The sequence below is a fragment of the Caballeronia sp. LZ033 genome, from assembly GCF_031451265.1.
Lineage (GTDB): Bacteria > Pseudomonadota > Gammaproteobacteria > Burkholderiales > Burkholderiaceae > Caballeronia.
Map to the genome: position 1 here is coordinate 1,323,289 of NZ_JARUXQ010000001.1, position 11,873 is coordinate 1,335,161.

The 11,873-nt window shown below is 64.0% G+C and carries 13 protein-coding genes; 10 read left to right on the forward strand and 3 right to left on the reverse strand.

The features are described 5' to 3' along the window. The first annotated feature begins 123 nt into the window (after positions 1 to 123). The 5 genes from fabZ (at position 124) to QCE62_RS06055 (ending at position 4,108) form a co-directional block, all read left to right on the forward strand. Positions 124 to 582 (forward strand): 3-hydroxyacyl-ACP dehydratase FabZ, encoded by a 459-nt coding sequence (gene fabZ, locus QCE62_RS06035; protein ID WP_309808082.1) that lies wholly within the window; start codon positions 124 to 126, stop codon positions 580 to 582. A 61-nt stretch (positions 583 to 643) separates the two neighbouring features. Then, positions 644 to 1,432, forward strand: a complete 789-nt coding sequence (gene lpxA, locus QCE62_RS06040; RefSeq protein WP_309808083.1) for an acyl-ACP--UDP-N-acetylglucosamine O-acyltransferase — start codon at positions 644 to 646, stop codon at positions 1,430 to 1,432. Positions 1,433 to 1,443: 11 nt separating this feature from the next. Further along, positions 1,444 to 2,610 carry a lipid-A-disaccharide synthase gene (gene lpxB, locus QCE62_RS06045; RefSeq protein ID WP_309808084.1) on the forward strand — a complete coding sequence of 389 codons (1,167 nt, stop codon included), beginning with the start codon at positions 1,444 to 1,446 and terminating at the stop codon, positions 2,608 to 2,610. Beyond that, positions 2,610 to 3,311 (forward strand): ribonuclease HII, encoded by a 702-nt coding sequence (gene rnhB / locus QCE62_RS06050; RefSeq protein ID WP_309915493.1) that lies wholly within the window; start codon positions 2,610 to 2,612, stop codon positions 3,309 to 3,311. The genes lpxB and rnhB overlap by 1 nt, the downstream gene beginning before the upstream one ends. Positions 3,312 to 3,331: 20 nt before the next feature. After that, a complete protein-coding gene (locus QCE62_RS06055) occupies positions 3,332 to 4,108 on the forward strand; it encodes an RNA methyltransferase (RefSeq protein WP_309915497.1) in 777 nt (258 codons plus the stop codon). A 15-nt stretch (positions 4,109 to 4,123) separates the two neighbouring features. On the opposite strand, the gene QCE62_RS06060 is transcribed toward QCE62_RS06055, so the two are convergent. Further along, positions 4,124 to 4,942 carry a pyruvate, water dikinase regulatory protein gene (locus tag QCE62_RS06060; protein WP_309808087.1) on the reverse strand — a complete coding sequence of 273 codons (819 nt, stop codon included), beginning with the start codon at positions 4,940 to 4,942 and terminating at the stop codon, positions 4,124 to 4,126. A 526-nt stretch (positions 4,943 to 5,468) separates the two neighbouring features. Between QCE62_RS06060 and ppsA the strand changes: the two genes are divergently transcribed. The 3 genes from ppsA to QCE62_RS06075 all read left to right on the forward strand — a co-directional run bounded on the left by ppsA (position 5,469) and on the right by QCE62_RS06075 (position 9,385). After that, positions 5,469 to 7,886, forward strand: a complete 2,418-nt coding sequence (gene ppsA, locus QCE62_RS06065) for a phosphoenolpyruvate synthase (RefSeq protein ID WP_309915499.1) — start codon at positions 5,469 to 5,471, stop codon at positions 7,884 to 7,886. 95 nt (positions 7,887 to 7,981) lie between these two features. Next, positions 7,982 to 8,410 (forward strand): NfeD family protein, encoded by a 429-nt coding sequence (locus tag QCE62_RS06070; RefSeq protein ID WP_309808090.1) that lies wholly within the window; start codon positions 7,982 to 7,984, stop codon positions 8,408 to 8,410. 36 nt (positions 8,411 to 8,446) lie between these two features. Further along, complete coding sequence (locus QCE62_RS06075; RefSeq protein ID WP_309915502.1) at positions 8,447 to 9,385, forward strand: SPFH domain-containing protein; 939 nt, start codon at positions 8,447 to 8,449, stop codon at positions 9,383 to 9,385. A gap of 33 nt (positions 9,386 to 9,418) precedes the next feature. Here QCE62_RS06075 and smpB read toward each other — a convergent pair whose 3' ends face one another. Further along, positions 9,419 to 9,868, reverse strand: a complete 450-nt coding sequence (smpB, locus tag QCE62_RS06080; RefSeq protein ID WP_309808092.1) for an SsrA-binding protein SmpB — start codon at positions 9,866 to 9,868, stop codon at positions 9,419 to 9,421. Between the two features lie 119 nt (positions 9,869 to 9,987). Here smpB and QCE62_RS06085 point away from each other — a divergent pair, with 119 nt between their 5' ends. Both QCE62_RS06085 and QCE62_RS06090 read left to right on the forward strand, forming a co-directional pair. Then, positions 9,988 to 10,425: a type II toxin-antitoxin system RatA family toxin gene (locus QCE62_RS06085; protein ID WP_309831957.1), complete on the forward strand. Its 438-nt coding sequence runs from the start codon at positions 9,988 to 9,990 to the stop codon at positions 10,423 to 10,425. Further along, complete coding sequence (locus QCE62_RS06090) at positions 10,422 to 10,748, forward strand: RnfH family protein (protein WP_309915505.1); 327 nt, start codon at positions 10,422 to 10,424, stop codon at positions 10,746 to 10,748. Before QCE62_RS06085 ends, QCE62_RS06090 begins: the two co-directional genes overlap by 4 nt. Positions 10,749 to 10,761: 13 nt before the next feature. On the opposite strand, the gene QCE62_RS06095 is transcribed toward QCE62_RS06090, so the two are convergent. Continuing rightward, on the reverse strand, positions 10,762 to 11,736 hold the full coding sequence (locus QCE62_RS06095) for a DMT family transporter (protein WP_309915507.1): 975 nt from the start codon (positions 11,734 to 11,736) through the stop codon (positions 10,762 to 10,764). Between the last annotated feature and the right edge of the window lie 137 nt (positions 11,737 to 11,873).

Below are 11,873 nucleotides of genomic sequence, written 5' to 3' on the forward strand. Positions count from 1 at the left end.
CGAAAAGCGGGCCGGTCCGAACCGCCGGACTGGACCCGGCAAGAGACACAGCAATCCGGGCGGGCGTCGCAGACGGCCCGCCATCCCATTTCCACGCGGGACCCGCGCGTGAGCAGAACGACCATGAGCACAGAAAAAATCAATCTCGACATCCACAAGATCCTTACGCTGCTGCCGCATCGCTACCCGATCCTGCTCGTGGACCGCGTGCTCGAACTCGAGCCGCACAAGAGCATCAAAGCGTTGAAGAACGTGACGATCAACGAGCCGTATTTCCAGGGCCACTTCCCGACGCGTCCGGTCATGCCGGGCGTGCTGATTCTCGAAGCGCTCGCGCAGACGGCGGCGCTGCTGACCTTCGCGGAAGAGCCGCACGATCCGACCAACACGCTGTACTACTTCGTCGGCATCGATGGCGCGCGTTTCAAGCGCGTGGTGGAACCGGGCGACCAGCTGATCCTCAACGTGACTTTCGAGCGCTACATGCGCGGCATCTGGAAGTTCAAGGCGCGCGCCGAAGTGGATGGCGTGACCGCCGCCGAAGCCGAACTCATGTGTACCGTGAAGACCACGGACGCCTGAGCGCACGGGCGTCATCCGCGTCAGAGAAACGAGCAGCACGAACAGCATAGGCGAACAGCGCATGAGCAAGATTCACCCCTCCGCGATCATCGAGCCGGGCGCTCAGCTCGACGAGTCCGTCGAGATCGGACCGTACGCGATCGTCGGCGCGCACGTCGTGATCGGCGCCGGCACGACGGTCGGCTCGCACAGCGTGATCGAAGGCCATACGACCATCGGCCGGGACAATCGCATCGGCCACTACGCGTCGATCGGCGGCCGTCCGCAGGACATGAAGTACAAGGGCGAGCCGACCCGTCTCGAAATCGGCGACCGCAACACCATCCGCGAATTCACGACGCTGCATACCGGCACGGTGCAGGACCAGAGCCTGACGTCCATCGGCAGCGACTGCTGGATCATGGCCTACGTGCACGTCGGCCATGACTGCCGGCTTGGCGACAACGTCATCATGTCGAGCAACGCGCAGCTGGCGGGCCACGTGATCGTCGGCGATCACGCGATCATCGGCGGCATGTCGGGCGTGCACCAGTTCGTGCGCATCGGCGCGCATTCGATGCTCGGTGGCGCGTCGGCGCTCGTGCAGGACGTGCCGCCGTTCGTGATCGCGGCGGGCAACAAGGCGGAGCCGCACGGCATCAACGTGGAAGGGCTGCGCCGCCGCGGCTTCACGCCGGACGCCATTTCGGCGCTGCGCTCGGCTTATCGCATCGTCTACAAGAGCGGCCTGTCGCTCGAGGAAGCCAAGTCGCAGCTCCAGGATCTCGGCGCCGCGGGCGGCGAGGGCGACGAGGTGGTCAAGGCCTTCGCCGGCTTCATCGCGGCCTCGCAGCGCGGCATCATCCGCTAGACCGCCGCCCGATGACCCCGTTCAACCTTCCGCCGCGCGTCGCGATGGTCGCCGGCGAGCCGTCCGGCGACCTGCTGGCGGCCTCGCTGCTCAAGGGCCTGAAGGGCGCGCTGCCGGAAGGCACGCGCTATAGCGGCATCGGCGGCCCGCGCATGACGGCCGAAGGCTTCGAAGCGCACTGGCCGATGGACAAGCTGACCGTGCGCGGCTATGTCGAAGCGCTGAAGCACATTCCCGAGATTCTGGGCATCCGCAACGAGATCCGCCGGCAACTGCTGGCGGAGCCGCCGTCGGTGTTCATCGGCGTGGATGCGCCCGATTTCAACTTCGGCCTGGAACAGCCGCTACGCGAAGCCGGCATTCCCACCATTCACTTCGTTTGTCCGTCCATCTGGGCGTGGCGCGGCGGGCGCATCAAGAAGATCGTCAAGGCCGTCGATCACATGCTCTGCGTATTCCCGTTCGAAACGGCGCTGATGGAGAAGGCGGGCGTGGCGGCGAGCTACGTCGGCCATCCGCTCGCCGACGAGATCCCGCTCGAACCGGATACGCAGGGTGCGCGCCGTGAACTCGGCATCGCGACGGGCGGCCCGGTGATTGCCGTGCTGCCGGGCAGCCGGCGTTCGGAAATCGCGCTGATCGGCCCGACCTTCTTCGACGCAATGGAGCTGATGCAGCAGCGCGAGCCGGGCGTGCGTTTCCTGATGCCGGCCGCGAATCCGGCGTTGCGCGAGTTGCTGCGGCCGCTCGTGGATGCGCATCCGAACCTTGCACTGACGATCACCGACGGCAACGCCCAGCGCGCGATGACCGCCGCCGACGCGATCCTCGTGAAGAGCGGCACGGTCACGCTCGAAGCCGCGCTGCTGAAGAAGCCGATGGTCATCTCGTACAAAGTGCCCTGGCTCACGGGCCAGATCATGAAGCGGCAGGGCTATCTGCCGTATGTGGGCCTGCCGAACATTCTCGCCGGACGCTTCGTCGTGCCGGAGTTGTTGCAGCATTTCGCGACGCCCGAGGCGCTCGCGGACGCGACGCTGAAACAGTTGAACGACGACGCGAACCGCCGTACGCTGACGGACATCTTCACCGAGATGCACATCGCGCTGCGCCAGGATACGTCGCAGAAGGCGGCACAGGCCGTGGCGCGGGTGCTCGACACGCGGAGACCCCGGTAATGGCGTCAAGGCAACTCACCCAGCCCGGCCTCGATTTCAGTTCCCCGCTCGACATCATCTGCGGCGTCGACGAAGCGGGTCGTGGTCCGCTGGCCGGACCGGTGGTCGCGGCGGCGGTGATCTTCGATCCCGCTAAACCACGCATCAACGGGCTCGACGACTCGAAGGCGCTGAGCGCGAAGCGTCGCGAGGAACTGTACGAGAAGATCGTCGACCGGGCGCTGGCGTATTGCATTGCGTCGGCGAGCGTCGATGAAATCGACACCATCAACATCCTGCATGCGTCCATGCTCGCGATGAAGCGCGCGGTGGAAGGGTTGTCCGTCGCTCCGACGCTCGTGAAGGTGGACGGCAACCGTTGCCCGACGCTCTCGATCCGCGCGGAAGCGGTCATCGGCGGCGACGCGCTCATCAAGCAGATTTCGGCGGCGTCCATTCTCGCGAAAGTCACGCGCGACCGCATGCTGGTCGAACTGCACGACGTGCATCCGATGTATGGCTTCAACGTGCATTCGGGTTACGGCACGCCGCAGCATCTGAAGGCGCTGCGCGAACACGGGCCGTGCGTGCATCATCGGCGTTCGTTCGCGCCGGTTCGCGAGGCGCATGCTCGCTTCGGTTCGGTGCTGCCCGAAATCGCACCGGAAGTGCTCGAAGTCACCGCAGCCGCGCAAGACGATTCGGACATGTTGGCCTTCTGAGCGGCATCTTTCGACACCACGTGAAATCCATCACCTCGCGGGACAATCCGCTCTACAAGCGCATCAAGGCGCTCGCCGGCTCGACGGCGCAGCAGCGCCGCAGCGGCCACGCGCTGCTGGAAGGCCTGCATCTCGCGTCCGCCTATCTCGATGCCGCCGGGCAACCGGAAACCTGCATCGTGACCGAGGGCGCGCTCACGCACGAGGAAGCGCGGCGGATCGTCGCGCGCATCGAGGAAAAGCGGGTGATGGTGCTGCCGGATGCGCTGTTCGGCCAGCTGTCGAGCGTCGTGCATGGCGTCGGCATGCTGTTGCTGGTCGAGAAGCTCGACGCCGAACTGCCCGTGCGGGTCGCCGAAACCTGCGTGGTCCTCGATGGCGTGCAGGACGCCGGCAATGTCGGCTCGATCCTGCGCAGCGCGGCGGCGGCCGGCATCACGCGCGTGTTCTGCGCGCCGGGGACGGCGTACGCGTGGTCGTCGAAGGTGCTGCGCTCGGGCATGGGCGCGCATTTCCTGCTGGATATTTTCGAGGACGTCGAACCGGACGGGCTGATCGCGCGGCTCGACGCGCCCGTGACGATCACGGACTCCCACGGCGCCGTGGCGCTGTACGACTGCGACCTGTCCGGCGCGCTGGCGTGGGTGTTCGGCAATGAAGGGGCGGGCGTGTCGCAGGTCTGGCGCGATGCCGTCACGCATCGCGTGACGATTCCGCAGCCGGGCGGCATGGAGTCGCTGAATGTGGCGGCTGCGGCGGCGATCTGTCTGTTCGAGCAGTGCCGCCAGCAGCGTTGAACCGGCGCCGTCGCGTCAGTAGTAGGAAGGCCGCTCGGGCTTCACTTCCTGCAGGATCGTCGTGGCGATTTCCTCGATCGACTTGTGCGTCGACGACAGCCACTTCACGCCCTCGCGCTTCATCATCATCTCCGCTTCGTTGATCTCGTAGCGGCAGTTCTCCAGCGCCGCATACTTGCTGCCCGGTCGCCGCTCGTTGCGGATCTCGGAGAGCCGTTGCGGATCGATCGACAGCCCGAACATCTTCTCGCGATGTTCCAGCAGCGGCGTCGGCAGCTTGCCGCGCTCGAAATCTTCCGGAATCAGCGGATAGTTCGCTGCCTTCACACCGTATTGCATCGCCAGGTAGAGGCTGGTCGGCGTCTTGCCGCTGCGCGACACGCCCACCAGGATCACGTCGGCATCGGCGAGATTGCGATTGGACTGGCCGTCGTCGTGCGCGAGCGAGAAGTTGATGGCCTCGATGCGGTTCTTGTATTCCTCGGTATCGGCGTTCTGGTGCACGCGGCCCATGGCGTGCGTGGACTTGATTTCCAGTTCCTGTTCGAGCGGCTCGATGAAGGTCTGGAACATGTCGAGCACGAGCGCGTTGCAGCCCTTGACGACTTCGTTCGACGCACTGTCCACCAGCGTGGTGAACACGATGGGCCGGCGGCCGTCCAGCGCGACGGTCTCGTTGATCTTCTCGACGGTCGCGTAGGCCTTGTCGATCGAATCGACGAAAGGCACGCGCACGAGCCGGAATTTCTGGTCGAACTGGGCGAGGATCGAATGCGCGAAGGTTTCGGCAGTGATCCCGGTACCGTCGGAAACGATGAATACGGAAGGCGGCATCGGCGGAAAGAGAAAACGAAAAGGAAAAGGATGAAAGCGGGCGGCAACGGTGGCGCGAAAGCACGGACGCCGGAAAAACCTGTGTTATGGTAACTGACCGCCTGCGAAGAGAAAAACGAGTGCAGAGCGGGCGCCTGGGTGTGGGATGCCCCACGAACAGGCCCGAAACACCTCGATTTTGCCGTTGAACCCCTGCCTGATCGAAACAATTTTGAAATGCAGCAAGGTAGAATAGCGGCAACCTGTTCGATAAGCAATTGCGGACAAACTGAAGCGGATTTTCGTCAAATCGCGGTCGTTTCGTGGCTTTTGTAGCGTGTTGCAGGGTAAATCCACGGTCTCGAGCAAGTTTCCGACGTTTCGCTTCTTTTTGACCACGCCCCGGTATTCACCGGTATCAAGCGGCGTGGCTCCCCCGAAGGCTTATCAAACAGGTTGTACGAGATGCGGCCGGCGCTTCCAATGAGCGCCGCCGCATATGAGCCCACTCGTGCGATCGAGAATTCCATCCACCTTAGGGGCTTGTATGAGTAACGCAGTCAATGTCGCGAAAGATGTCGCAAAGGATCAGGCGTATGTAGTTCCCTTCGAGCAGTTGCGAATGACCGACGTGGAAATCGTCGGTGGCAAGAATGCGTCGCTCGGCGAGATGATCAGCCAGCTTTCCGAAGCCGGCGTTCGCGTGCCCACGGGCTTTGCCACCACGGCCCTCGCATTCCGCGACTTCCTCCAGCACAACACCCTGACGGACCGCATCGCGAAGCGTCTCGAAACCTTCGACGTCGACGACGTCAAGGCGCTTGCCGAAGCCGGCAAGGAAATCCGTCAATGGATCGTCGACGCACCGCTGCAGCCGCGTCTCGAAGAAGAAATCCGCCGTGGCTTCGAGGTCCTGCAAAACAGCTCGCCCGAAGAGCTGTCGTTCGCCGTGCGTTCGTCCGCGACCGCGGAAGACTTGCCCGACGCCTCCTTCGCGGGCCAGCAGGAAAGCTATCTGAACGTGGTCGGCGTCGAGGACGTGCTCGATCGCATGAAGCACGTGTTCGCCTCGCTGTACAACGACCGCGCCATTTCGTATCGCGTCCACAAGGGCTTCACGCATGCTGAAGTCGCGTTGTCGGCGGGCGTGCAGCGCATGGTGCGCTCGGATGTCGGCGCGGCCGGCGTGATGTTCACCATCGACACCGAATCGGGCTTCAAGGAAACCGTCTTCATCACGTCGAGCTACGGCCTGGGCGAAACCGTCGTGCAGGGCGCGGTGAATCCGGACGAATTCCACGTCTTCAAGACCACGCTCGAACAGAACAAGTATCCGATCATCCGCCGCTCCATCGGCTCCAAGCTCATCAAGATGGAATTCACGAAGCCGGGCGAGCCGGGCCGCGTGAAGACGGTCGACGTGCCGCACGAGCAGCGCAACCGCTTCTCGATCACCGACGAAGACGTGATCGAACTCGCGAAGTACGCGGTCATCATCGAGAAGCACTATCAGCGTCCGATGGACATCGAGTGGGGCAAGGACGGCCGCGACGGCAAGCTGTTCATCCTCCAGGCGCGTCCGGAAACCGTGAAGAGCCAGGCGTCCGGCAAGGCCGAGATGCGCTTCAAGCTGAAGGGCCAGTCGAACGTGCTGACCACCGGCCGCGCGATCGGCCAGAAGATCGGCGCGGGTCCGGTGCGCGTCATCCATGACCCGTCGGAGATGGAACGCGTGCAGCCGGGCGACGTGCTGGTCGCCGACATGACCGACCCGAACTGGGAGCCGGTGATGAAGCGCGCATCGGCCATCGTGACGAATCGCGGCGGGCGTACTTGCCACGCAGCCATCATCGCGCGTGAGCTGGGCGTGCCGGCAGTGGTCGGCTGCGGCGACGCAACGGACATCCTGAAGGACGGCGCGCTCGTCACGGTGTCGTGCGCGGAAGGCGACGAAGGCAAGATCTACGACGGCCTGCTCGAAACCGAAGTGACCGAAGTCCAGCGCGGCGAACTGCCGGCCATTCCGGTCAAGATCATGATGAACGTCGGCAATCCGCAACTCGCGTTCGACTTCGCGCAGTTGCCGAACGCGGGCGTGGGCCTGGCGCGCCTCGAGTTCATCATCAACAACAACATCGGCGTCCATCCGAAGGCGATCCTCGAGTACCCGAACGTCGACGCGGACCTGAAGAAGGCGGTGGAGAGCGTGGCGCGCGGTCATGCATCGCCGCGTGCGTTCTATGTCGACAAGCTGACGGAAGGCATCGCCACGATCGCGGCGGCGTTCTATCCGAAGCCGGTGATCGTGCGCCTGTCCGACTTCAAGTCGAACGAGTACAAGAAGCTGATCGGCGGTTCGCGTTATGAGCCGGACGAAGAGAACCCGATGCTCGGTTTCCGCGGCGCGTCGCGCTATATCGCGGAAGACTTCGCCGAGGCGTTCCACATGGAATGCGTCGCGCTGAAGAAGGTGCGCGAGGAGATGGGTCTCGACAACGTCCAGATCATGGTGCCGTTCGTGCGGACCCTGAAGCAGGCGGACCGCGTGATCGAGCTGCTGGCGAAGTTCGGCCTGAAGAGCGGGACGAACGGCCTCAAGCTCGTGATGATGTGCGAAGTACCGTCCAACGCGATCCTCGCCGAGCAGTTCCTGGAGCGCTTCGACGGCTTCTCGATCGGCTCGAACGACCTGACGCAGCTGACGCTCGGCCTCGACCGCGACTCCGGCATGGAACTGCTCGCCGCGGACTTCGACGAACGCGACGAAGCCGTTCAGTTCATGCTCAAGCGCGCAATCGAAACGTGCCTGAAGCTGAACAAGTATGTCGGTATTTGCGGACAAGGCCCGTCGGATCATCCGGACCTCGCCGTGTGGCTGGCGGAACTGGGCATCGAATCGATGTCGCTGAACCCGGACACGATCATCGACACCTGGCAGCAGCTGGCGAAGACCTTGTCGAAATAAGCAAAATCCGCCTTTCCCGATGCTTTCGGAAAGGCGCGAGCGTGCTATAAAAACACCCCGGACATCCTCCGGGGTGTTTGCATTTGGAGGCGGGCATGGCTGCGAGCGGACTGTTCTGGTGGGTGTCGGCGGGGGTGCTGATCGTGTTCGAGCTGTTCACTGGCACGTTCTATCTGCTGATGGTGGCGCTCGGCTTTCTCGCGGGCGGCGTGGCGCATGTGCTGGGCGCGCAGCCGCACGTGCAGTTCGTCGTGGCGGCGCTGGTCGCCCTGATCGCGGTGGTGGCGCTGCGGCGCTCGCGCTTCGGCAACTGGAAGCGGCGCGACGCGTCGCGCGATGCCGGCGTGAATCTCGATATCGGCGCCACCGTGGAAGTGGACCAATGGCGCGACGGCCGCGCGCGCACGATGTATCGCGGCGCGCAATGGGATGTCGAACTCGCGCCGGGCGAGGCCGAAGGCGCGCGCTGGTATCGCATCACCGCGCTCGACGGCAACCGGCTCGTGGTCGTCGCGCGCCGCTGAAGACACAAGACAACACAACTGCGAGGAGTAGCAAAGATGGACGTCACCATCGTCGGGGCCATTCTGCTCGTGATCGTCATCGTGATCGCGGCGCAAACCATCAAGATCGTGCCGCAGCAGCATGCGTGGGTGCTCGAGCGGCTCGGCCGCTATCACTCGACGCTCACGCCGGGCCTCAACATCGTGCTGCCGTTCATCGACCGGGTGGCCTACAAGCACGTGCTCAAGGAAATTCCGCTGGAAGTGCCGAGCCAGGTCTGCATCACGCGCGACAACACGCAGTTGCAGGTGGACGGCGTGCTGTACTTCCAGGTCACGGACGCGATGAAGGCGTCGTACGGTTCGAGCAACTTCGTGTTCGCCATCACGCAGCTCTCGCAGACCACCTTGCGTTCCGTGATCGGCAAGCTGGAACTCGACAAGACCTTCGAGGAGCGCGACTTCATCAATCACAGCATCGTCAATGCGCTGGACGACGCCGCGTCGAACTGGGGCGTGAAGGTGCTGCGCTACGAGATCAAGGATCTGACGCCGCCTAAGGAAATTCTCCACGCGATGCAGGCGCAGATCACCGCCGAGCGCGAGAAGCGCGCACTGATCGCCGCGTCCGAAGGTCGCAAGCAGGAGCAGATCAATCTGGCCGCGGGCGCGCGTGAGGCGGCGATCCAGAAGTCCGAAGGCGAACGGCAGGCCGCGATCAACCAGGCGCAGGGCGAGGCGTCGGCCATTCTCGCGGTTGCCGAGGCGAACGCGCAGGCCATCGAAAAGATCGGCACCGCCATTCAGGCCGTGGGCGGCATGGAGGCGGTGAACCTCAAGATCGCCGAGCAGTACGTCAGCGCGTTCGGCAATATCGCGAAGGCCGGCAACACGCTGATCGTGCCGGGCAATCTCTCGGACATGAGTTCGTTGATCGCGTCGGCGTTGACGATCGTGAAGGGCGAGGGCGGCGGCAGCGTGATCCGCAAGGGCTGAAAAACAGGGCGCTGCAAGAGCGCCCTGTTTGCCTTATTTCGTGGCCGAACGCATCAGCCGTGCGCGCTCGCGATCCCAGTCGCGTTTCTTTTCGGTCTCGCGCTTGTCGTGCAGCTTCTTGCCCTTGGCGAGGCCAATCTCGCATTTCACGCGGCCTTCCTTGTAGTGGAAGTTGAGCGGCACGAGTGTGTGGCCGCGCTGCTCGACCTTGCCGATGAGCTTGTCGATCTGGTCGCGATGCAGCAGCAGCTTGCGCGTGCGCACCGGGTCGAGGTTCGCGAACTTCGAGGCCTCGGGCAGCGGACTGATATGCGTGCCGATCAGAAAGAGCTCGCCTGCCTTGATGACGACGTAGCCTTCCTTGATCTGCCCGCGGCCCGCACGCAGCGCCTTGACTTCCCAGCCTTCGAGCACGAGACCGGCCTCGTAGCGTTCCTCGATGAAGTAATCGAAGAAGGCTTTTCTGTTGTCGATGATGCTCATGAATGGAAAGTGCTCAACTCGTTTAAAATCACGATTTTAGCAGCGCGCCGGCACGCGAATGTTCTGATGCCGTGTTCTCTTGCGCGTTGCCGCCCAATTCAGCCTTCGCTGCGCCCTATATGGCAGATGTCCAGAAAACCGTGTTGATCCGCCATTCGGCGGAGGAAATGTTCGACCTCGTCACCGATGTCGCCGACTATCCCAATTTCCTGCCCTGGTGCGGCGGCGTCGAGATAGGCCGCCATGACGAGAACGGCATGGAAGCCAAGATCGACATCAGCTTCAAGGGCATCAAGCAGCATTTCGCCACGCGCAACACGCAGAAACGGCCGACCAGTATCGATATGGAGTTTCTGAGCGGCCCTTTCAAGAAGTTCACCGGCTATTGGCGCTTCACGCCGCTGCGGGCCGATGCGTGCAAGATCGAGTTCGCACTGCACTACGAGTTTTCCAATGTGATTCTGGAAAAGCTCATCGGGCCGGTGTTCAGTCATATCGCCAATACCTTCGTCGATTCCTTCGTGAAGCGTGCGGACCAGCGCTACGGCAAGCCATGATGGAGATCGACGTGTGCTACGGCCCGCCCGACGGCGCCAGCTTCCTCGCGCAGGTCACGCTGCAGGACGGCGCGAGCGTGCGCGAGGCCATCGAGGCGAGCGGCGTGCTGCGCGTGCATCAGGACATCGACCTGAGCCGGCAGAAGGTCGGCGTGTTCGGCAAGCTCAGTACGCTCGATGCCGTGCTCAGCGCGTTCGATCGCGTGGAGATCTATCGGCCGCTGACGGTGGATCCGAAGACGGCTCGCCTGCGCCGCGTCGAAAAAGCGCGGCGTGCGGGATCGATCGAAGGGCGCAAGTGGCAGTCGAAGGATGTGCGCTGAGCGTTGACTCGTTTCAATGTGCCGGGACTTCCCGTGTGGAAACCGCCGGCCGCACCGTATGCTGCCTCACGGACCAGCTGACGCCCGCGAGCAGCAGCACCACCGCCAGCACTTCGGGCGTGCGCGGCCAACGGCCGTCGTAGATGAAGGCATAGAGCAGCGCGAAGAGCGTCTCGAACGCGATCATCTGACCGGACAGCGTGAGCGGCAGGCGCTTCGCCGCCGCATTCCACAGCATGTTGCCGAGCCATGAACCGCCGGTTGCGAGCGCAATGCTCACGATCCAGAAGAGATGCCAGCGTTCGGGCGCGACAGCGGCCTGGACGGTGCCTGCGGGCAGCATCCAGGCGATCACGCCGAGCACCGCACCCAGCAATCCCGTCACGATGCCCCACAGCACGGACCACTCGCTGCCGTCGAAGTGATCGTTCGCCTGAAGATAGCGGGCGTTGACCACCGCGTACCAGGTCCAGGCGGCCAGCGCGCCGACGGCGCAGGCAAGGCCCGCGAGGCGCGTGAGAATGCTCGCGTGGGACACGGCGCCGGACACGCCGAGCAGATCGCGGAACACATCGAGGTTGATGCAGGCGATGCCCGCCACCACGAGCAGCAGCGGACCGGCGAGCCGCTTGAGGTCGATTGCGCCATGATCGCGCCGGCCGGCGAGCGTGACGGTGACCGGCAGGATCCCGACGATCAGCGAGGCCGGCGCCACGCCCACGAGCTGCACGGCGCTCGCGAGCAGCATGTAGTAGAGCAGGTTGCCGACCAGCGCGAGCCGGGCGAGGGCGACGAAGTCGGCGCGCGTGAGCTTCCTGAGCAAACCGCGGGCGATGGGCAGCGCCGCCGCGAGCGACACCGCGCCGTACATCAGATAGCGGCCGATGCTGAGCGTGAGCGGCGAAAAGTCGGGCAGAATGCGCGGCGCCAGAAAGATGAAACCCCAGATCGCGCCCGCCGACATTCCGTACATCACACCGCGCTGCATTGCCCGAGTCGCCGTCCGCATCCTGAAGAAGGCGCGAAGCGTAGCATGCGCGCCCCGCGCGCGGTTCGCGAAGACGATCCCGCACGCGGCGCGGCGCAGGCCCGGTTTTTGTCCGACGAGCGGCCTAACTTGCTGTT

Coding starts and splice junctions, on each gene's coding strand:
- fabZ (WP_309808082.1), top strand. CDS start 124: ATGAGCACAGAAAAAATCAATCTCGACATCCACAAGATCCTTACGCTG.
- lpxA (WP_309808083.1), top strand. CDS start 644: ATGAGCAAGATTCACCCCTCCGCGATCATCGAGCCGGGCGCTCAGCTC.
- lpxB (WP_309808084.1), top strand. CDS start 1,444: ATGACCCCGTTCAACCTTCCGCCGCGCGTCGCGATGGTCGCCGGCGAG.
- rnhB (WP_309915493.1), top strand. CDS start 2,610: ATGGCGTCAAGGCAACTCACCCAGCCCGGCCTCGATTTCAGTTCCCCG.
- QCE62_RS06060 (WP_309808087.1), bottom strand. CDS start 4,942: ATGCCGCCTTCCGTATTCATCGTTTCCGACGGTACCGGGATCACTGCC.
- ppsA (WP_309915499.1), top strand. CDS start 5,469: ATGAGTAACGCAGTCAATGTCGCGAAAGATGTCGCAAAGGATCAGGCG.
- QCE62_RS06070 (WP_309808090.1), top strand. CDS start 7,982: ATGGCTGCGAGCGGACTGTTCTGGTGGGTGTCGGCGGGGGTGCTGATC.
- QCE62_RS06075 (WP_309915502.1), top strand. CDS start 8,447: ATGGACGTCACCATCGTCGGGGCCATTCTGCTCGTGATCGTCATCGTG.
- smpB (WP_309808092.1), bottom strand. CDS start 9,868: ATGAGCATCATCGACAACAGAAAAGCCTTCTTCGATTACTTCATCGAG.
- QCE62_RS06085 (WP_309831957.1), top strand. CDS start 9,988: ATGGCAGATGTCCAGAAAACCGTGTTGATCCGCCATTCGGCGGAGGAA.
- QCE62_RS06090 (WP_309915505.1), top strand. CDS start 10,422: ATGATGGAGATCGACGTGTGCTACGGCCCGCCCGACGGCGCCAGCTTC.
- QCE62_RS06095 (WP_309915507.1), bottom strand. CDS start 11,736: ATGCAGCGCGGTGTGATGTACGGAATGTCGGCGGGCGCGATCTGGGGT.